The sequence below is a fragment of the Cellulomonas gelida genome (genome assembly GCF_006538725.1).
GTDB classification, from domain to species: Bacteria; Actinomycetota; Actinomycetes; order Actinomycetales; family Cellulomonadaceae; genus Cellulomonas; species Cellulomonas gelida.
The window spans coordinates 41,993-60,499 of sequence record NZ_BJLQ01000010.1 but is presented as its reverse complement, the minus strand read 5'-3'; the positions used below and the strand labels follow the sequence as shown (position 1 = coordinate 60,499).

Genomic DNA, 18,507 nt, shown 5'->3' with positions numbered 1-18,507 from the left:
CGGACTCGGGCTCGGTCACGGGGCCATTGTCCGCAGCGCCAGGTTGAGGCGCAGCACGTTGACCCGCGGCTCGCCGAGGAAGCCCAGGTCACGGCCCACGACGTGGGCCTCGACCAGAGCGGCGACGCGGTCCCGCGGCAGCCCGTTCTCGCGTGCGACGCGGTCCACCTGCAGACGTGCGTACTGCGGTGAGATCTCGGGGTCGAGACCCGAGGCGGACGCGGTGACCGCGTCGGGCGGGACTGCGGCGGGCTCGACGCCCTCGGCCGCGGCGACGCTCGCGCGGCGCTCGGTGATCGTCGCGACCAGGTCCGGGTTGTTCGGCCCGAGGTTGGAGCCTGCCGACGCGAGCGTGTCGTAGCCGTCGCCGGCGACCGAGGGCCGGGGGTGGAACCACTGCGGGCCGTCCGTCACCTGTCCGACGAGCGCCGAGCCGACGGCGTGCGACGGGTCGGTCGTGCGTGCGCCGTCGGCGGTGAGCAGCGACCCGTTCGCCTGCCACCGCATCGTGAGCCAGGACACGCCCGTCACGGTGAGGGGGTAGGCGAGCCCGAGCAGGACGGTCAGGACGACGAGCACGCGCAGGCCCGCCAGGGTCTGCCGCGCGAACGAGATCGAGGTGGCGCCGACGGTCGGACGGCGGACGGGTGCGGTCGTGGTCATGTCAGATCCCCGGGAGGAGGGCGACCAGGAGGTCGACGAGCTTGATGCCGACGAACGGCGCGACGACGCCGCCGAGGCCGTACACGAGGAGGTTGCGCCGCAGCAGCGCCGACGCGGAGCCGGGCGTCCAGCGCACGCCACGCAGCGCGAGCGGCAGCAGCGCGGGGATGACGAGCGCGTTGAAGACCACCGCGGCGAGGATCGCGGACTGCGGGCTGGCCAGGTGCATGACGTTGAGGACCGCCAGCTGTGGGTAGAGCGTCGTGAACATCGCGGGCAGGATCGCGAAGTACTTGGCGATGTCGTTGGCGATCGAGAACGTGGTCAGCGCGCCGCGGGTGATGAGCAGCTGCTTGCCGATCTCGACGATCTCGATGAGCTTGGTCGGGTCGGAGTCGAGGTCGACCATGTTGCCGGCCTCCTTGGCGGCGGACGTGCCGGTGCTCATCGCCACGCCCACGTCCGCCTGCGCGAGCGCGGGTGCGTCGTTGGTGCCGTCGCCGCACATCGCGACGAGCCGTCCGCCGGTCTGCTCGCGGCGGATGAGCGCGAGCTTGTCCTCGGGCGTGGCCTCGGCCAGCACGTCGTCGACGCCTGCCTCGGCCGCGATCGCGCGGGCGGTCGCCTCGTTGTCGCCCGTGACCATGACGGTGCGGATGCCCATCGACCGCAGCGCGGCGAACCGCTCGCGCATGCCGTGCTTGACGACGTCCTTGAGGTGGATGACACCCAGGACGCGCGCGGGACGGTCCCCGAGCTGCTCGGCGACGACCAGCGGCGTGCCCCCGGACGCGGCGATCGCGTCGACCGTGGCGCGCACGTCGTCGCCCGTGTGCCCGCCCGTGGACCGGACCCAGTGCGTCACGGCTGCCGCCGCGCCCTTGCGGACCCGGCGCACGTGCGCGCCCGCGAGGTCGACGCCCGACATCCGGGTGACGGCGGTGAACGGCACGAGCGTCGAGCCGACCAGCTCGCCCTCGGGGCGCTCACGCAGCGCGAACCGTTCCTTGACGAGCACGAGGACGGACCGGCCCTCGGGCGTCTCGTCGGCCATCGACGCAAGCTGGGCCGCGTCGGCGAGCGCGTCGACGGGCACGTCGGCCGCGGGCAGCAGGTCCGCCGCCTGCCGGTTGCCGAGCGTGATCGTGCCGGTCTTGTCGAGCAGCAGGACGTCGACGTCGCCGGCCGCCTCGACCGCGCGCCCGGACATCGCGAGGACGTTGCGGCGCACGAGCCGGTCCATGCCGGCGATGCCGATCGCGGACAGCAGCGCGCCGATCGTCGTCGGGATCAGGCAGACCAGCAGCGCGACGAGCACGACGAGCGACTGCGGCTGCCCCGAGTAGGCCGCGAACGGCTGCAGCGTCGCGACGGCCAGGAGGAACACGATCGTCAGGGTCGTGAGCAGGACGTTGAGCGCGATCTCGTTGGGCGTGCGCTGTCGGTGCGACCCCTCGACGAGCGCGATCATCCGGTCGACGAACGTGTGGCCGGGCTGTGCGGTGATCCGCACGACGATCCGGTCGGACAGGACGACCGTGCCGCCCGTCACGGCCGACCGGTCTCCGCCCGACTCGCGGATCACGGGCGCGGACTCGCCGGTGATCGCGGACTCGTCGACGCTCGCGACGCCCTCGACGACGTCGCCGTCGGACGGGATCGTCTCGCCTGCGACGACGACGACCACGTCGCCGACGCGCAGCGACGACGAGGGGACCTCGGTGGTCGGCAGCGTCGCGAGGCCGCTCGTCTCCTCGAGCACGTCCTGCGGCGCGACGACCCGCCGCGCCGTCGTCTGCCGCTGCGCCGCCCGCAGGCTCGCGGCCTGCGCCTTGCCGCGCCCTTCGGCGACGGCCTCGGCGAGCGTCGCGGCGAGCACGGTGACCCATAGCCAGAAGGTGATCGCCCACGCGAAGACCGACGGGTCGAGGACGGCCAGGACGGTCGTGAAGGCCGCACCCACCTCCACGACGAACAGCACGGGGGAGTGCCACAGGCGGCGCGGGTCCGCGCCCCGCAGGGCAGCGGGCAGCGCGGCCGTGACCTGGCGCGCGGACAGCGCGGACGAGGCGCGCGCGGTCTGGCGCTCGGTCGTGGTGACGGACGAACGGGTGGTCAGGGTGGTGCTCATGCGAGCGACTCCGCGATCGGGCCGAGGGACAGGACGGGGACGAACGTGAGGCCGACGACCACGAGGGTCACGGTCACGAGCAGCCCGACGAACAGGGGTGTGTGCGTCGGCAGCGTGCCGGGGCCGGCCGGGATCGTGCGTTGCGAGGAGAGGCGTCCCGCGAGGGCGAGGACCAGCACGATCGGGACGAACCGGGCGAGCAGCATCACGAGCCCGAGCAACGTGTTCCAGAACGGTGTCCCCGACGTCAGCCCGCCGAACGCGGACCCGTTGTTGTTGCCTGCCGAGGCGAGCGCGTACAGCGCCTCGGACAGCCCGTGCGGCCCGTCTTCCTGGAGCCCGGCGAGCCCCGCCGGAACGACGAGCGCGACGGCGGTACCGACGAGCACGAGCGCGGGCATCGTGAGCACGTTGAGCGCCACGAGCGTGATCTCCTGACGGCCGATCTTCTTGCCGAGGTACTCGGGCGTCCGCCCGACCATGAGCCCGGCGAGGAACACCGTGACGACGGCGAGCAGGAGCATCCCGTACAGGCCGCTGCCCACGCCCCCCGGCGCGACCTCGCCGAGCAGCATCCCGACGAGCGCGACGCCGCCGCCGGGCGCGGTGAGCGAGTCGTGCATGGAGTTGACCGCGCCCGTCGAGGTGCCCGTCGTCGCGGCCGCGAACAACGCCGACGCGGCCTCGCCGAACCGCGTCTCCTTGCCCTCCATCGCGGCGCCGGCCGCGGCGGGCGCCAGGCCCGGACCCGCGAGCTCGGCCCAGGTCAGGAGCCCGGTGGCGACCGTCAGCAGCGTGGCCATGGTCAAGGCGATGGCTCGCCCCTGCCGCAGGTCGCCGACCATCCGGCCGAACGCCCGCGGGAGGCTGAACGGGATCAGCAGCAGGAGGAGCACCTCGAACGCGTTCGTCCACGGGTTCGGGTTCTCGAGCGGGTGCGCCGAGTTCGCGTTGAAGAAGCCACCCCCGTTGGTCCCCAGCTCCTTGATGACCTCCTGCGACGCGACCGGCCCGCCGAGCGCGTGCTGCGCGCCGCCGGCCAGCGTGGTGAGCTCGCTCGGGGCGTGCAGGTTCTGCACGACGCCCGCCGACACGAGGACGATCGCGCCGATCACGCTCAGCGGCAGCAGCACCCGCACGCAGACCCGGACGAGGTCGCGCCAGAAGTTGCCGACTCGGCCGTCCGTCCCGGACCGGGCGAACCCGCGCGCGAGCGCTGCGAGCACCGCGATGCCGACCGCGGCGGACACGAAGTTCTGCACCGCGAACCCGGTCATCTGCAGCAGGTGGCCCGCAGCGGACTCGCCCGAGAACCACTGCCAGTTGGTGTTCGTCGTGAACGACACGGCGGCGTTCCACGCCCCTGCGGGGTCCATCGCCGCCACGCCTGACGAGAGCGGCAGGTGGTCCTGCCACCGCGCGAGGAGGTAGACCGCGAGGACCGAGACGGTCGAGAAGCCCAGCAGCGACAGCGCGTACGCGGACCAGCGCTGCTCGGCGTCCGGGTCGACCCGCATGACCCGGTAGCCCGCGCGCTCGACGGCGAGGTGCCGCTCGCCGGTCAGCGTGCGCCACAGGTGGTCGCCGAGCGGGCGGTAGGCGGCCACGAGCAGGGCCGCGACGAGCGCGGCCTGCGTGACGGCGACGAGGACTGTCACGGTCAGCCCACCTTGTCCGCGCGCACGAGCTGCACGACGAGGTAGACGAGCAGACCCGCGGCCACGACGAGCGCCGCGATGTCGGAGGCGGTCATGAGTGGTCCGCGCGGCGGACCAGGACGGCGAGTGCGCCGAGCACGACGACCGTCAGCAGCAGGTAGGCCAGGTCGGCCATGGGGGGAGTCCTTCGCGGCGTTCGGGCGGCGCCGTGAGGTGCGCGCCGCGCGCCGGGAGGATCGGCGCACCGCCCGGTCTACGCCGCCGCGGGACGCGATCCGGCCCCCTTGACGGATCGTTGACGCTGCAGCGCACGATCTCGACGCGTTCTTGTCGCCCCGGGCTCCTCGCGACGTCACCGGTGCGCGGCCTCGTCGTCGCGGTCGCCCGGTCGTACGGTGAGGGGTGGGGACGTCGTCGTCCCACGGGCGAGGGGAACGCCATGGCCGAGAGCGAGCTGCGCTCCGCGAGGTCTGCCGACGGCACCACCATCGCGTACGAGCGCGCGGGGAACGGGCCGCTGCTGGTCTGCGTGGGCGGCGCGTTCAACACGCGTGACGTCTTCGCGCCGCTCGCGGCGTTGCTGCACGCAGACTTCACGACGCTGCTCGTCGACCGGCGCGGACGTGGTGACAGCGGTGATGCGATCACGGCGCAGGAGGTCGTGACCTACACGGTGGAGCGCGAGGTCGACGACCTCGAGGCGGTGATCGCCGCGGAGGGTGGCCGCGCCGCAGTGCTCGGCTTCTCGTCGGGCGCGACGCTCGCACTGCACGCGGCGGCGGCGGGTGCCGCGATCAGCGCGCTCGTGCTGTACGAGCCGCCGTTCGCGCTCGCGGGCCTACCCGCGCCCGCGCCCGACGCGCCGCGGCGGCTCGCCCAGATGATCGTCGAGGGCCACCCGGGCGACGCGGTCGCGACCATGCAGCGCGAGGTGATCGGGCTGCCCGCGCACGTCGTGGAGGAGGCGCGGCGCTCACCGACGTGGCTCGCGCTCGAGGACCTCGCGCAGACGGTCGTGTACGACGCGACGATCACAGCCGCGCCCAACGTCCCGACCCCGCAGATGCGTGCGCTCGACGTGCCGACGACGGTCGTCTGCGGCGCCGCCACCTGGCCCGGGCTGCGGTCGTCGGGCCGGGCGCTCGCGGGCGAGCTCGCGCACGCGCGCTACGTCGAGGTCGTGGGCGGCGCGGGCCACGGGATCGCGGTCGACGAGACCGCGGCGCTGCTGCGGGCTGGCCTCACGGGCTGGGAACCGGTCTGACGGTCCGCGCGGTGCCTCGTCGGCGCAGGTCGGCCGACGTGCGCCGCGGGGCGGGTCAGGGCGTGCGGCCTGCCGCGCTCGCGTCCGGGGTGGCGTCCTCGGCGCGCTCGACGAGGTAGGAGCGACCGTGGGCGTCCTCGACGCGGACCAGGGTCGTGCGCAGCTCGCGCTCGCGGGCGCGCTCGTCGTCGCTCGCAGGACGCATGGGCTCGCGACCGTTGCCGACCTGCGCGGGGCCCAGAAGGTGCCGTGCGAGCCAGTCGGTGACCCGCCTGTTCTCGCCGCCCGCGCGCGCCATCGATCTCTCCTCGTCGCCCTGATCTCGTCGCCCTGATCCGTCCTGCTGGACCGTGGGTCCCACTATAGGAGCGCCCGCCGGGGCCGGGGCTCACGCCTCGAGCACCGCCCAGCCGCCCGCGGGCAGGTGGACCGTGCCGGCATCGAGGCGACCGTCACCGGCGACGGCCGTGCGGGCGTCGGCGGCAGGCAGGCTCACCGGGGCGTCGTCCAGGTTGAGCGCCGTCACGACCGCGCCGAAGCCCGTCCCGGTGCGCAGCACGAGCGCGCGGTTGTCGAGGTGCAGGACGTCCGTGCGCGCGGTGGTGAGCCACGGCAGGCGGCGCCGCATCGCGACGAGCGCGCGGGTCGCGTCGAGCACTCGACGTGCGGCGGGGTCCAGCTCGTCGGGCGACGGCGGGTGGGGCGGGAACGTCGGGCGGACGGCGTCGTCGCCGCCCTCGCGCTCCTCCTTCACGCCGGTCCACGCGAGCTCGTCGCCCGCGTACAGGCTCGGCGTGCCGGCGACCGTGAGCAGGACGGCGAGCGCGTGCGGCACACGCTCGGGCCCGACCGCCGAGGCGATCCGCGTGACGTCGTGGTTCCCGACGAACGTCTGCGGCACGAACGTCTCGAGGAGGTCGTCGTGCCGCCCGATCGCGTGGGCCAGCTCGTAGAGGTTGCGGTCCGCGATCGCGTGCCAGATGCCCTGCCACAGCTCGTACTGCGTGAGGGTGTCGATGCCCGAGGCCCGCACGATCGCCTGCGCGTCGCCGTGGATGACCTCGCCGAGGAACCACGCGTGCGGGAACCGCGCGCGCACCCGCGGCAGCACCCGCGCCCAGAACGCGGGCGGGACCGCGTACGCCGCGTCGAGCCGCCAGCCGTCGACCCCCCGCTCGAGCCAGTGGCACATCGCCTCGACGACGAGGTCCGCAACCGCGGGGGAGTCGTGGTCGAGCGCGACGAGCGCGCCGTGCCCCTCGAACACGTCCACGCGCACCGGCTGCCCCGCCGCCCAGCCGGTCCAGTCGACTCGGAAGAGCCCCGCGGTGGGCGCTGCAGGCCCCTGCTCCTCGACGAGCCGGAACGCGGGGTGACCGCGGCCGACGTGGTTGAACACGCCGTCCAGCACGACGCGGACGCCACGCGCGTGCGCCGCCCCGACGAGGTGCACGAGGTCGGCCTCGTCGCCCAGGCGCGGGTCGACGCGCAGGTGGTCGACCGTGTCGTAGCCGTGGGTCTGCGACGCGAACACGGGCCCCAGCAGCAACCCGTCCAGCCCGAGCCCGACCACGTGGTCGAGCCACGCCTCGAGGTGCCCGAGCCGGTGCTCGACGGGCCTGGCCAGGTGTGCGTCGGGATCGGCCGGCCGGATCTCCGCGCCGACGAAGCCCAACGGATACACGTGCCACCAGAGCGCGCCAGCGGCCCAGGAGGCGTCACCGCGCGGCGCCGGGCCGCCCTCGTTCGTCGTCATCCCAGGTCACGCTACCCGCCCCACCCAGCGCTTGCTCCGGCTGGTGGCGCTGTTCGCCGGAGCGTCCGCTGGGTCGTCGGGTGGGAGCGGATCAGGGGATGACGCGGTTCTCGGGGTCGGGGATGCCGGACTTGCGCCAGAAGTAGGTGGTGATCTGGTCGCGCCACTCGGCGGCGGAGCGGACCTGCTCGTCGAGCCGCTCCGCGACGCGCGCGTACAGGTCGTCGGGGACGAGGCCGCGCACGTCGCGCCACGTGTCGCGCATGCGCTCGGCGGCCTGCGCACCAGCGACGTGCGTGTCGTAGACGTGCTGCACGACGGTCGCGCCCGAGTGCAGCACGTGGGAGTAGGGGACGTGGTGGAAGAACAGCAGCAGCTCGTCGGGGCACGTCTCGAGCGACTCGTACACGTCGCGCCACGGCGCGGGGAACTGGTCGGTGAAGCCCGTGCCGGTCGCCCGTGTGCGGTCGACGCCGATCCCGTCGCGGTCGGCGAAGTGGTACGTGCCCCACGGCGTGTACTCGTAGCCGTCGACGTCGGGGCCGTAGTGGTGGCCCGGCCGGACCATGAAGCCGATGCCGAGCGGCGCGGTGTAGCTCTCGTAGACGTGCCACGACTCGTCCAGGAGCGCGTGCACCGTGCGCGCGACCGCGGGGTCGGCCTGCGGGAACGTGAGCGCGACCCACTCGTCGAGCAGGGCGGACGGGTCGAGCGTCGGGTCCCACGTCAGGCGCCCGTACGCGTAGAGGTTCGCCTGCGCGAGCGGGTGGCCGGTCCAGAACGGGTCGTCGCCGACGTTGGCGACAGCGACGAGCCCGCCCGGGAGTGCGTCGGTCCCGCGTACGACCTCGGCGACCGTCTGGGCGTCGGGATCGGTGGCGGCGGTGTCCCAGAGCTCGACGGGACCCCACGGCCGGAAGTCGAGCGCCTCGCGCCACAGGGGAGCGAGGTAGCACGCGTGCTGCTGCTGGCCGGTGTACTCCTGCGTGACCTGCAGCTCCATCGCGAGTCGGGTGCGCGGCATCGCGGTCAGCAGGGGCGACAGCGGCTCGCGTACCTGGAAGTCGATGGGACCGAGCTTGACCTGCAGCACCACGTTGTCGTCGAACCGCCCGTCGAGAGGCGTGAAGTGGTCGTACGCTGCGCGCGCCCGGTCGGTGCCGCGGTCGCGCCAGTCCTGGCGGTGGTCGTACACGAACGCGCGCCAGAACACCGTCCCGCCGTAGGGCGCGAGCGCGCGGGCGAGCAGGTTCGCGCCGTCCGCGTGCGAGCGCCCGTACGCGAACGGTCCGGGCCGGCCTTCGGAGTCCGCCTTGACGACGACGCCGCCGAAGTCGGGGATCGTCGCGTACACGTCCGCGAACGTGCGCTCCCACCAGGCGCGCACGTCGTCGTCCAGGGGGTCCGACGTACGCAGCGCGCCCGAGGTGATCGGCGCGGCGAAGTCGACCGCGAGGTAGGTGCTGATGCCCGCCGCACGGAAGATCGCCGCGAGCCGCGCGACCTGCTCGATCCCCGAGGTCAGCAGCGCGGACTCGCGCGCGTGCACGTTGACGTTGTTGAGGCACACCGCGTTGATGCCGGTGTGCGCGAGCAGGCGCGCGTAGTGCTCGACGCGCGTGAGGTCGTCGCGCACGCGCCCGTCGGCGAACCACAGCGACGCGCCCGCGTACCCGCGCTCGACGGGGCCCATCGGGCTGTCCGCGGCGAGGTTGTCCCAGTGGTCGAGCATGCGCACGGCCTGCGAGGGGACGTGCGCGACGAGGTCGCCGGCGGTCGCCCCGGACGCGTCCCCACCCGTGCGGACCAGGTGGTGCCAGCCGGCCAGCAGGCCGCGCGGCTGCGCGGCGACGACGACGAGCGCGCCCTCGTCGTCCGCGACGACGAACCCCTGCGCCCCCAGCAGCCCCGCCAGGCCCGGGCGCTCGGCGAGCGCGAGCGCGTGCTCGGCCGCCGCGCGCAGACCCGGCACCGCGAGCGCGTCGGAGGCGAGCGCGAGGGTGGCCCGCGCGGGCGTCGTCGTCGTGCCCGCCGTCTGCGCGGCGTGGTCGACCTCCGCGCGCACCGTGGTCACCACCGGGTCGTCACCGGACGCGAGCAGCCGGACGCCGCGCGCACCGAGCGGTCGCAGCGCCTCGTCCGGGAGCCACGCAGGGTGCCACGCTGCGGTGCCCGTCGTGCCGCTCGTCGTCGTGCTGCTCGTCGCGCCAGCCGGGCTCCGGTGCGGCGGGCTCACCCTCATGCGTCGCGGTCCTCTCACTTGTCGGCGTCCGCGCCGAACAGCGCGTCAGCGGAGACGCTCCGCGACGGTAGGTTGCCGCACTGCGCGGTCAGATGGAACCTGCTGACCGGAGTGCGGCCTGACGGCGCACGCGTACGACGCGGGGCGTCGTCACGGCTGGTCGGTGGCTCCGCCCTGGTGGAACTCGCCGACGACGGTCTCGCCGTCGGACTCGTACACCGGGATGACGCGCACCTCGTCGCCGTGCTCGGCCATCCAGGCGGCGGCGTCCTCGGGGCTGGTCGGCGTGTACCCGGCGAGCTCGCTCGCGTACACGTAGCCGCTGCGTCCGTTGGTCGCCTCGACCGCGACGAGGTCCGGCTCGCCGGCGTCCGAGCCCAGGACCCCGTACGTGTCGCCGTTCGCGTTGACGCCGAGCGCGGTCGCCGCACGGTGGCTGTAGGTGAACACGCCCTCCCAACGCAGGGTGCTCGACGCGTCGATCGTCGTCGCCCCTGAACCGTCCACCGGGAGCGTGTAGCCGGTCACGTCCCCGTCGTCGCACGTCGCACTGGCGCCGTTCGCGAACACGAGGTGGCCCGGCGTCAGGCACGTGATCTCGACCTCGAGGTGAGTCGCGCCGGCAGGCGGGGCGCCGAGGTCGACGACCCGGGAACCGGTCGCGCGCACGACGACGGCGTCGGCGAGCTCGTCGACCCGGTCGCTGCCGGGAAGCAGGCCGAGGCCGGCGGCCGCGGCGGTCGCGCCGCCGAGAGCGACGGTGAACCCGGCGCCGCCCGCGAACCAGCGCAACGCGCGGCGGCGCGTCGGGGTCTGTGCGCGAGTGTGGGCGGACTCGTTGACGTGCTCGACGAGCGCCGAGCGCAGCGCGGCGGTGTAGGCGTCGCGGGTGTCGGGCGTGACGGTCATGGGGTGACCTCCTCGAGGGTCGGCTGGGGGAGGGCCGCGCGCAGACGGGCGCGAGCCCGGTGGAGACGGGACTTGGCGGCGGGCACGCTCACCCCGACCGCCTCGGCGGCGTCGGTCAGCGAGAGGCCGTCGAGCACGACCAGCGCGACGAGGCGGCGGTCGGTCGCCGACAGCGTGCGCAGTCCGGCGACGAGGCGCGGGTCGGCCTGGCGGTCGAGCACGCCGTCGGCGACGTCGGGTGCGTCGTCGGGGCGCGGCAGCCGCGAGAGGAACGCCTCGTAGCGGCGTGTGCTGCGCGCCGCGTTGCGCGCGAGGTTCGTCGTCGTGACGAGCAGCCACGGCAGCACCGAGCCGCGCACCAGACGCACGCTCGTGCGACGCCGCCACAGCTCGAGGAACGCGCTCGCGGCGACGTCGTCGACGTCGGCCGCGGCGACCACGAGCCGTGCCGCGTGCCGTCGGACGCGGGCGTGGTGACGGTCGAAGATCAGCCCGAACGCTGCTCCGTCGCCCTCGCACGCGGCGCCCCACGCGCTCGTGTCGTCGATCGGTTCGTCGCTCACACCCTGAAGTGTCCGCACGTGGCCGTCCGGTTGCGGCGCACCACGCGGTGCCCGGGCGGGCGGCGGTCGGTCAGGTGGTGCGCGTGCGGGCGCGGGCCGACGAGTCGGCCCAGCCGCGCGAGATCGCGGTGACCTGGTCGACGTCGAGCGGGCGGGACAGGGGGTCGCCGCCGGGGGCCGCGCGCAGCCCGTCGAGCAGCACGGTGACGTAGCGACGGTAGGCCTGCGGGGCGACGTCGGCGGAGTGCTTGGCGAGCTCGGTGACCATCCACAGGATCATCGGCACGTCGTGGCTGTCGGCGCCCTCGCGCAGGTCACCCTCGTCGCGCGCGCGGCGGAACAGGGCGTCGGCCACCTCGCCGACGCCGGCCGCCACGTCGGGCAGGAGCTCGTCGTAGCCGCCCAGGGCGGCGTCCCGCACGCCCATGTTGTCGACCAGCAGGTCGGTCATGTGGGTCACGAGGAGCACCAGCCCGTCCCAGGCGCGCGGCGCGGCGGCGGCCTCGTCGGCCGCGGCGAGCACGTCTCGCAGCGGTTCCTCGAGTGCGGCCTCGAGCAGCTCGGTGCGGTCGGTGAATCGGCGGTACACGGTGCCGACGCCGACGCCCGCCCGGTGTGCCACCTCGTTGAAGCCGACACCGAGGCCGTGCTCGGCGTAGAGCTCGCGGGCGGCGGCGACGATGCGCGCGCGGTTGCGCTCCGCGTCACGGCGCAGCGGCGCGCGCGGCGGGGTGCCGCGCTCGTCACGCGGCGTGAGGTCCTCGGTCATCCGGACAGGGTAGCCCCGAAGCGGATACCTGAGATCAAGTTCACACACGCCCGGCGAGACAAGCGGATGACCCTCATCAACTCTCTGCCTACGATGCCTGCAGAACCCGGGCGCGACGACCCGGCCGAACGTGACGACCCGGCGCGGCCGGCGGGAGGACACCCCCTCATGGCGGAGATGCTCTATCGGCTCGGCAAGTTCGCGGCCCGGCGCGCGTGGCTGGTCGTCGGCGCCTGGATCGCGGCGCTCGGGCTCGCGGTCGGAGCGTTCCTGGCCTTCGGCGGCACCCTCACCGAGGCGATCACGATCCCCGGGACGGCCACCGCTGAGGTGACCGACCGCCTCGCGAAGGAGCTCCCCGCCGCGAGCGGCGCCAACGGGCGCGTGGTGTTCGTGAGCGAGGACGGCTCGGCGCTCACCGCTGAGCAGCAGGCGGGCATCAGCGCCGCGCTCGCGGCCGCGGCCGACGTGGACGGGGTCGTGCAGGTCGTCGACCCGTTCGCCACCGAGGCGCAGCGTGCCGAGCAGGCCGCGCAGGTCGACGCAGGCGAGCAGCAGGTCACCGAAGGTCGCGCCCAGCTCGACGCGGGTCAGCAGCAGCTCGACGACGGCCAGGCCCAGCTCGACGCCGGACGCGCGCAGCTCGAGGCGGCCCAGGCCGAGCTCGACGCGACCGTCGCGCAGGTCGGCGAGAGCGCCCAGACCCAGGCCGGTCAGGCGCAGCTCGACGCGCAGAAGGCCGAGCTCGACGCGCAGCAGGCCAGTCTCGACGCCCAGCAGGCGACGATCGACCAGGGCCGCGCCGAGCTCGAGGCGCAGGCGCCCCAGCTCGCCGACGCCCGCGCGCTGCTCGAGATGGCCGCCGAGATCCGCATGGTCTCGACCGACGGCTCCGCCGCAGTGGGCACGGTCGTGTTCGAGCTCCCGCAGCACGAGATCCCCGACGCCACCAAGCAGGCCGTCGAGGCCGCGATCAGCGACGCCGTCCCCGCGGGCGTCACGGTCGACTACTCCGCCGAGATCGCGCAGGAGGCGATCTCGCTCGGCGGCGCGGCCGAGGCGATCGGTGTGCTTGTGGCCGGCATCGTCCTGGTCGTCATGCTCGGCACGTTCGTCGCCGCCGGCCTGCCGCTGCTCAACGCGCTCGTCGGCGTGGGCGTTGCCGCCGCGGGCGCGATGGCGTTCTCCGGCGCCGTCGAGATGACCTCGGTGACCCCGGTCCTCGGCGCGATGCTCGGCCTGGCGGTCGGCATCGACTACACGCTCTTCATCCTCAACCGGCATCGACGCCAGCTCCGCGCGGGCATGGACGTCCACGAGTCGATCGGCCTGGCGAACGGCACGTCCGGCAACGCCGTGGTCTTCGCGGGAGCCACGGTGCTGATCGCGCTGCTCGGCCTCAACCTCACCGGCATCGACTTCCTGGGCCTCATGGGCACGGTCGCGGCCGCGAGCATCCTGGTCGCGGTGATCGTCGCGATCACGCTCACGCCGGCGATGCTCGGCCTGCTGGGCCGCCGCATCCTGCCGAAGAAGCACCGCGACGAGACCACGGCGCCGGTCGCGCACGAGCCCGCCAAGCCGATGGGCAACGGGCGCGCGTGGCTGTCGATCGTGGCTGGCGTCGGCGTGCTCGTCGTCATCGCGCTGCCCGCGCTCTCGATGCGTCTCGGCCTGCCGACCGGTGCCTCCGAGCCCGTCGACTCCACGCAGTACCGCGCCTACACGGCGGTGTCGAAGGCGTTCGGCGCGGGCGTCAACGGCCCGCTCGTCGTCGTGGCCGACGTGCCCGAGGCCGTGAGCGAGGACGAGCTCGTGTCCGTCCAGGCGCGCATCGGTGGCCAGCTCATGGAGCAGGACGACGTGGTCGCCGTGGCGCCCGTGGGCACGAACGACGAGCGCGACATGCTCGTCTTCCAGGTGATCCCCGCGAACGGCCCGGACAGCGAGACGACGACCGACCTCGTCCACGCGCTGCGCGCGCTGCCCGTCGACGGCGGCGAGGGCACGTTCGCGGTCGCCGGCAACGCGAGCGCCGACATCGACATCTCCGAGAAGCTCGCCGACGCGCTGCCGATCTACCTCGCGGTCGTCATCGGGCTGTCGATCTTCATCCTCATCGCGGTGTTCCGCTCGTTCCTCGTCCCGATCGTCGCGACCGGTGGCTTCGTGCTGTCGCTCTTCGCGGCGATGGGTGGCGTGACCGCCGTCTACCAGTGGGGTTGGCTCTCGGACGTGTTCGGCGTCTCGAACCCCGGCCCGGTCCTCAGCTTCCTGCCAACGCTGCTCGTCGGGATCCTGTTCGGCCTCGCGATGGACTACCAGCTGTTCCTGACGTCGGGCATGCGTGAGGCGTACGCGCACGGCGCTCCCGCGCGCAGCGCCGTCATGGAGGGCCTGCACGCCGGCCGGGCCGTCGTCACCGCAGCCGGGATCATCATGATCTCCGTGTTCGGCGGGTTCATGTTCTCCCACCTCGCCGTCATCCGGCCGCTCGGCTTCGCGCTCGCGTTCGGCGTGCTGCTCGACGCGTTCGTCGTGCGCATGCTGATCATGCCCGCGGTCCTGCACCTCGCCGGCGACAAGGCCTGGTGGCTGCCGAGCTGGATCGACCGCGTCATGCCGGACGTCGACGTCGAGGGCGCCAAGCTCGAGCGCCGCCACCCGGGCGTCCCCGGCGGCACCGCCGCGCCGCAGCCCGCGCAGGTCGACTGACCGAGGCCCCCGCGCTCCAGGACTCACGGTCGGGGCAGCGCGGGGTCCCAGCGGTGGTACCCGCCACGCAGCGTCACCGCTTGCTCGTCGTCGCGTGGCCCAGGGGCGTGGTCCGGTCGCACGACGTCCGACCACAGGACGAGGAAGGTGCCGCGGTGGCGGTGGCGTAGCCAGCGGGCGAGCAGGGCGGGGGAGTTCTCGTCGGTGCGTTCGTAGCCGAGGAACGAGGTTCCGGTGCGGGGGCTGACGAGCAGGCCGTGCAGGCGGGGTGCGGCCAGGACACCGTCGAGGGGTCCGTCGAGCACGAGTCGCACGTCGACGACGTAGCCCAGGGCGCGGCCGTCGCTGTCGCGCACGGGTGCGTCGAGCAGGTCACTCAGGAGCATGGCGGCCTCCGGGGATGCGGCCGATGACGTGGTCGCGCAGCCACCGCTCGACCCACAGGACGTCGAGCCCGTCGCCGCGGATGCCGAGCCGCACGACGGTGCCGACGTCGGCGACGTGCCGCCAGGCGACGCGGTGCCACCGGTCGCGGGGCGGGCGTCCGCCGAAGATCCGCGTGGCGAGCACGGGTCCGCTGAGGAGGTGGACGACCGTCGTGACGCCGTCGGCGTCGGTCTCGAGCTCGAGGTCGTCGATCGTCATGACCGGGGTGCCGTCCACGTCGTCGAGCTGGCGGTCAAGCAGGTGCAGGCGCGCGTCGAGCACGAGCCCGGCCGGCCGCGGCGGGTGGGGCAGCTGCGCGTCGGGCGGGAACGGGCGCTCGTGGCGCCGCAGCCGTGGGCTCATCCGCCTGCTCCTGTCGCGATCATCAGGGGGATCGCCGCCAGGGACGCGACGACGATGATGACGAGGTAGACCAGTCCGAGCGCGTTCGTCGTGCGGCCGTTGACGTGCTCGCCCATGTACTCGCGGTCGTTCGCGACGACGAGGATCGGCAGGTACGTCAGGGGCAGCGCGATCGCGGAGAACACGACGGAGTACTCGGTCACGGCGATCGGGTCGACGTTCGTCAGCAGCACGAGCGTGCCGACGACGACCGCGACCAGCATCGCCGTGTGGAAGCGGGTCGCCTCCGCGGGCCGGCGATACTTGCCCCACGACCAGCCGAGGAACTGCGCGAGCGTGTAGCCGGTCGACAACGCCGTCTCGAGGGCGGCGCCGAACGTCGCCGCGACGATCCCGAGGATCGCCAGGGCGAGCAGCAGCTTCCCGCCGGCCATCGCGACGGGCAGCGTGATCTGCGACAGCGACGTGACGTCCACCTCGCGCGGCAGGAACACCACCGCCGCGCACCCCGCGATCGCGACGGACAGCAACCCGCCGAGCGGGAAGCCGACGAGCACGTTGAGCCGCGACTGCGACACGTCCTTCGCCGTCCACTTCTCCTCGCGGGCACCCGAGGAGAAGAAGAACACCTCGTACGGCGTCATCGCGGCGCCGAACAGCGCGACGGCGTAGTACCAGTACGTCGGCACGCCCTCGCCCTGGGGCACGGTCGGACGCACGGCCTGGTCGACGAGCTCGCCCCAGTCGGGACCGAGCTGGAACAGCGCCACGGCGAACACGACGAGGGTCAGGCCGAGCAGTCCGGTCACGTTCTCGAGCACGGAGAACTTGACCCGCCACAGCACGAGCCAGACCGCGAGCCCCGCGAACGGGATCCACAGCCGCCGTTCCACGCTGCTGGCCAGCTCGAGCGCGAGCGCGATGCCCCCGATCTCGGCGGTGAGCGTGAGCACGGTGACGAAGAACGAGGCGACGAGGTTCGCGCCGCCGATGCGCGGTCCCAGGCGCTCGCGGATGATCTCGAACGTCGCCCGGCCGCTCACGGCGGCCACCCGCCCTGACATCTGCGCGAACAGGCAGATCCCGACGACACCCACGAGGACGACCCACACGAGCGACATGCCAAACCGGGCACCGACGACGGCGTTGGTCACCAGGTCGCCGATGTCGACGAACCCGCCGATCGCGGTGAGCACGCCCAGCGCGACCGCGAAGATCTTCTTCATCGGCGGCCACGCGGTCCGGTTCGAAGCGCTCTCATCCGCCCAGCTCCTGCGTCGCGGCGTCGATCGCCTCGCCCGCCGCGTCGAGGGCGGCGGCGACCTGCGGGCCGGTGCTGGGCGAGACGCCGTTCACCCAGGAGCGCGCGTCCGCGACGGCCGAGACCGCGTCCGCGACGGCCGCCAGTGCCTGCTCCCGGGCCGCGTGCTGCGCGAGCTCGGGGACGTCGCGGGCGAGGGCGTCCTGCGCGCCGCCCACGTCGGCGAGCGCGTCGCGCAGCGTGACGTCCGCGACGGGCGTGACCGTCCGGTCGTCCTCGACGAGCCCGACGACGAGCGAGGCGACCTCGACGCCCGACGCGGCCTCGTCGAGCGCGGCCGCGAGGTTCTCCGCGGCGCGGTGGTCGGCCGACGACGGCCCGTACGCGCACCCGCCGAGCACCACCACGCACGAGGCGACGCCGACGACCCGGCGGGCGCGCGGGCGGTGCGAGGGCATGACGGCATCGTGGGCCGCGAACCCTCGCACCGCACGCCGAGCGGCGATCCCGGCGGGCGGGCCCGGTCAGAAGACGGGCTTGCCCCCGGTGACGCCCAGGACGGTGCCCGAGACGTACGAGCCCGTAACCGACGAGGCCAGGAAGACGAACGCGGCTGCCACCTCGGCGGGTTCGCCCGCCCGGCCCAGCGGCGTGTCCTGGCCGAACGTCTCGACCTTCTCCGGCGGCTGGGTCGCGGGCTGCAGCGGCGTCCAGATCGGCCCGGGCGCGACCGCGTTCACCCGGATGCCGCGCGGCCCGAGCTCAGCCGCGAGGTTGACGGTCATGTTGTTGATCGCGGCCTTCGTCGACGCGTAGTCGACCAGCGACTGCGACGGCTGATACGCCTGGATCGACGAGCAGTTGACGATCGCGGAGCCCTCGCCGAGGTGCGGCAGCGCTTCCTGGGTGACCCACACCAGCGCGTACAGGTTCGTCTTCATGACGCGGTCCAGGTCGTCGGTGGTGACGTCCGTGAACGCGTCGCGACGAGCCATCTGGTATCCCGCGTTGTTGACCACCAGGTCCAGGCCGCCCAGGCCGTCCACGGCGCGTCGGACGACGTCGCGCGCCGTCTGCTCGTCGCGGAGGTCGCCCGGCACGAGCACGCACGAGCGCCCGGCCTCGCGCACCCAGCGCGCGGTCTCGTCGGCGTCCTCCTGCTCCTCGGCGAGGTAGCCGATCGCGACGTCCGCGCCCTCCCGGGCGAAGGCGATCGCGACGGCCCGGCCGATCCCCGAGTCGCCCCCGGTGATCAAGGCTCGTCGGCCGAGGAGCAGGCCGTGCCCCTCGTAGCTCTGCTCGCCGTGGTCCGGCTGGGGTGTCATCGGGGCGGTCAGGCCAGGGGGGTCCTGCTGCTGGGCAGGGCGTGCGGCGTCGTTCATCGTCGTCTCCTCGGTCGTCACAGGTGCGGAGATGGCGAGACCCGCGCGGCACGGGTGCGGACATGGCGAGACCCGCGCGCGGCGGTCAGGCTCGCCCGCACAGGGCGTCCCTGACCGGCTTCGGCGAGCTCTCGCATGCCGCCGCCGCTCGCGGGTCTCCGGTATGCCGCGACTCAGACGCGGCTCGCCCCGATCCCTCGTGTCAGCGGAAGGCGTCCTTGACGTCGTCGCCAGCCTGCTTGAGCTTGGCGGCGGCCTGGTCGCCCTTGCCCTCGGCCTCGAGGTCACGGTCGCCGGTGACCTTGCCGGCAGCCTCCTCGACCTTGCCCTTGACCTCTTCGCCCTTGTGCTCGAGCTTGTCGTCGATCCCCATCGCATCCACCCTTCGTCGTCCATGCCGAACCG

At 73.8% G+C, this 18,507-nt stretch carries 18 protein-coding genes; 2 read left to right on the top strand and 16 right to left on the bottom strand.

Annotated elements, in window-relative coordinates; genetic code table 11:
- Positions 1-15: 15 nt before the first annotated feature.
- From kdpC to CGE01nite_RS06580, 4 genes are read right to left on the bottom strand one after another with little or no spacing between them, the layout of a single operon-like run.
- Positions 16-663 carry a potassium-transporting ATPase subunit KdpC gene (gene kdpC / locus CGE01nite_RS06595; RefSeq protein WP_141369761.1) on the bottom strand — a complete coding sequence of 216 codons (648 nt, stop codon included), beginning with the start codon at positions 661-663 and terminating at the stop codon, positions 16-18.
- 1 nt (position 664) lies between these two features.
- Positions 665-2,794, bottom strand: coding sequence for a potassium-transporting ATPase subunit KdpB (gene kdpB / locus CGE01nite_RS06590; RefSeq protein WP_141369760.1), 2,130 nt, complete (start codon positions 2,792-2,794; stop codon positions 665-667).
- Positions 2,791-4,452 carry a potassium-transporting ATPase subunit KdpA gene (kdpA, locus tag CGE01nite_RS06585; RefSeq protein WP_229747381.1) on the bottom strand — a complete coding sequence of 554 codons (1,662 nt, stop codon included), beginning with the start codon at positions 4,450-4,452 and terminating at the stop codon, positions 2,791-2,793. The genes kdpB and kdpA overlap by 4 nt, the downstream gene beginning before the upstream one ends.
- A 2-nt stretch (positions 4,453-4,454) precedes the next feature.
- A complete protein-coding gene (locus CGE01nite_RS06580; RefSeq protein WP_141369758.1) occupies positions 4,455-4,547 on the bottom strand; it encodes a potassium-transporting ATPase subunit F in 93 nt (30 codons plus the stop codon).
- A 344-nt stretch (positions 4,548-4,891) separates the two neighbouring features.
- Here CGE01nite_RS06580 and CGE01nite_RS06575 point away from each other — a divergent pair, with 344 nt between their 5' ends.
- Positions 4,892-5,716 carry an alpha/beta fold hydrolase gene (locus tag CGE01nite_RS06575; RefSeq protein WP_048342085.1) on the top strand — a complete coding sequence of 275 codons (825 nt, stop codon included), beginning with the start codon at positions 4,892-4,894 and terminating at the stop codon, positions 5,714-5,716.
- A 55-nt stretch (positions 5,717-5,771) separates the two neighbouring features.
- On the opposite strand, the gene CGE01nite_RS06570 is transcribed toward CGE01nite_RS06575, so the two are convergent.
- The 6 genes from CGE01nite_RS06570 to CGE01nite_RS06545 all read right to left on the bottom strand — a co-directional run bounded on the left by CGE01nite_RS06570 (position 5,772) and on the right by CGE01nite_RS06545 (position 11,955).
- Positions 5,772-6,014, bottom strand: a complete 243-nt coding sequence (locus CGE01nite_RS06570; protein ID WP_048342063.1) for a hypothetical protein — start codon at positions 6,012-6,014, stop codon at positions 5,772-5,774.
- 90 nt (positions 6,015-6,104) lie between these two features.
- On the bottom strand, positions 6,105-7,472 hold the full coding sequence (locus CGE01nite_RS06565) for an alpha-amylase family glycosyl hydrolase (RefSeq protein ID WP_141369757.1): 1,368 nt from the start codon (positions 7,470-7,472) through the stop codon (positions 6,105-6,107).
- A 91-nt stretch (positions 7,473-7,563) separates the two neighbouring features.
- Positions 7,564-9,714, bottom strand: coding sequence for an alpha-glucuronidase (locus CGE01nite_RS06560; protein WP_141369756.1), 2,151 nt, complete (start codon positions 9,712-9,714; stop codon positions 7,564-7,566).
- Between the two features lie 150 nt (positions 9,715-9,864).
- Complete coding sequence (locus CGE01nite_RS06555; protein WP_048342061.1) at positions 9,865-10,623, bottom strand: hypothetical protein; 759 nt, start codon at positions 10,621-10,623, stop codon at positions 9,865-9,867.
- Positions 10,620-11,186, bottom strand: coding sequence for an RNA polymerase sigma factor (locus tag CGE01nite_RS06550; RefSeq protein ID WP_229747382.1), 567 nt, complete (start codon positions 11,184-11,186; stop codon positions 10,620-10,622). Before CGE01nite_RS06550 ends, CGE01nite_RS06555 begins: the two co-directional genes overlap by 4 nt.
- Before the next feature lie 70 nt (positions 11,187-11,256).
- Positions 11,257-11,955, bottom strand: coding sequence for a TetR/AcrR family transcriptional regulator (locus CGE01nite_RS06545; RefSeq protein ID WP_141369754.1), 699 nt, complete (start codon positions 11,953-11,955; stop codon positions 11,257-11,259).
- A 168-nt stretch (positions 11,956-12,123) separates the two neighbouring features.
- Here CGE01nite_RS06545 and CGE01nite_RS06540 point away from each other — a divergent pair, with 168 nt between their 5' ends.
- Positions 12,124-14,670 (top strand): MMPL family transporter, encoded by a 2,547-nt coding sequence (locus tag CGE01nite_RS06540; protein WP_141369753.1) that lies wholly within the window; start codon positions 12,124-12,126, stop codon positions 14,668-14,670.
- Between the two features lie 23 nt (positions 14,671-14,693).
- On the opposite strand, the gene CGE01nite_RS06535 is transcribed toward CGE01nite_RS06540, so the two are convergent.
- The 6 genes from CGE01nite_RS06535 to CGE01nite_RS06510 all read right to left on the bottom strand — a co-directional run bounded on the left by CGE01nite_RS06535 (position 14,694) and on the right by CGE01nite_RS06510 (position 18,475).
- Positions 14,694-15,056, bottom strand: coding sequence for a PRC-barrel domain-containing protein (locus CGE01nite_RS06535; RefSeq protein WP_048342083.1), 363 nt, complete (start codon positions 15,054-15,056; stop codon positions 14,694-14,696).
- Positions 15,043-15,459 carry a hypothetical protein gene (locus CGE01nite_RS06530; protein ID WP_229747383.1) on the bottom strand — a complete coding sequence of 139 codons (417 nt, stop codon included), beginning with the start codon at positions 15,457-15,459 and terminating at the stop codon, positions 15,043-15,045. The genes CGE01nite_RS06535 and CGE01nite_RS06530 overlap by 14 nt, the downstream gene beginning before the upstream one ends.
- Positions 15,456-16,685, bottom strand: a complete 1,230-nt coding sequence (locus CGE01nite_RS06525) for an Nramp family divalent metal transporter (protein WP_048342056.1) — start codon at positions 16,683-16,685, stop codon at positions 15,456-15,458. The genes CGE01nite_RS06530 and CGE01nite_RS06525 overlap by 4 nt, the downstream gene beginning before the upstream one ends.
- A gap of 31 nt (positions 16,686-16,716) precedes the next feature.
- The gene (locus tag CGE01nite_RS06520) at positions 16,717-17,178 is read right to left on the bottom strand and encodes a hypothetical protein (RefSeq protein WP_141369751.1); all 462 of its coding nucleotides are present in this window, start codon (positions 17,176-17,178) and stop codon (positions 16,717-16,719) included.
- 66 nt (positions 17,179-17,244) lie between these two features.
- Positions 17,245-18,102, bottom strand: coding sequence for an SDR family oxidoreductase (locus CGE01nite_RS06515; RefSeq protein ID WP_141369749.1), 858 nt, complete (start codon positions 18,100-18,102; stop codon positions 17,245-17,247).
- A 202-nt stretch (positions 18,103-18,304) separates the two neighbouring features.
- Positions 18,305-18,475, bottom strand: coding sequence for a CsbD family protein (locus tag CGE01nite_RS06510; RefSeq protein ID WP_048342054.1), 171 nt, complete (start codon positions 18,473-18,475; stop codon positions 18,305-18,307).
- Positions 18,476-18,507: the final 32 nt, after the last annotated feature.

Bases quoted from the DNA above. Each gene is read 5' to 3' on its own strand.
- kdpC (WP_141369761.1), bottom strand. From the start codon at position 663: ATGACCACGACCGCACCCGTCCGCCGTCCGACCGTCGGCGCCACCTCG.
- kdpB (WP_141369760.1), bottom strand. From the start codon at position 2,794: ATGAGCACCACCCTGACCACCCGTTCGTCCGTCACCACGACCGAGCGC.
- CGE01nite_RS06580 (WP_141369758.1), bottom strand. From the start codon at position 4,547: ATGACCGCCTCCGACATCGCGGCGCTCGTCGTGGCCGCGGGTCTGCTC.
- CGE01nite_RS06575 (WP_048342085.1), top strand. From the start codon at position 4,892: ATGGCCGAGAGCGAGCTGCGCTCCGCGAGGTCTGCCGACGGCACCACC.
- CGE01nite_RS06570 (WP_048342063.1), bottom strand. From the start codon at position 6,014: ATGGCGCGCGCGGGCGGCGAGAACAGGCGGGTCACCGACTGGCTCGCA.
- CGE01nite_RS06565 (WP_141369757.1), bottom strand. From the start codon at position 7,472: ATGACGACGAACGAGGGCGGCCCGGCGCCGCGCGGTGACGCCTCCTGG.
- CGE01nite_RS06560 (WP_141369756.1), bottom strand. From the start codon at position 9,714: ATGAGGGTGAGCCCGCCGCACCGGAGCCCGGCTGGCGCGACGAGCAGC.
- CGE01nite_RS06555 (WP_048342061.1), bottom strand. From the start codon at position 10,623: ATGACCGTCACGCCCGACACCCGCGACGCCTACACCGCCGCGCTGCGC.
- CGE01nite_RS06545 (WP_141369754.1), bottom strand. From the start codon at position 11,955: ATGACCGAGGACCTCACGCCGCGTGACGAGCGCGGCACCCCGCCGCGC.
- CGE01nite_RS06540 (WP_141369753.1), top strand. From the start codon at position 12,124: ATGGCGGAGATGCTCTATCGGCTCGGCAAGTTCGCGGCCCGGCGCGCG.
- CGE01nite_RS06535 (WP_048342083.1), bottom strand. From the start codon at position 15,056: ATGCTCCTGAGTGACCTGCTCGACGCACCCGTGCGCGACAGCGACGGC.
- CGE01nite_RS06530 (WP_229747383.1), bottom strand. From the start codon at position 15,459: ATGAGCCCACGGCTGCGGCGCCACGAGCGCCCGTTCCCGCCCGACGCG.
- CGE01nite_RS06525 (WP_048342056.1), bottom strand. From the start codon at position 16,685: ATGAAGAAGATCTTCGCGGTCGCGCTGGGCGTGCTCACCGCGATCGGC.
- CGE01nite_RS06520 (WP_141369751.1), bottom strand. From the start codon at position 17,178: ATGCCCTCGCACCGCCCGCGCGCCCGCCGGGTCGTCGGCGTCGCCTCG.
- CGE01nite_RS06515 (WP_141369749.1), bottom strand. From the start codon at position 18,102: ATGAACGACGCCGCACGCCCTGCCCAGCAGCAGGACCCCCCTGGCCTG.
- CGE01nite_RS06510 (WP_048342054.1), bottom strand. From the start codon at position 18,475: ATGGGGATCGACGACAAGCTCGAGCACAAGGGCGAAGAGGTCAAGGGC.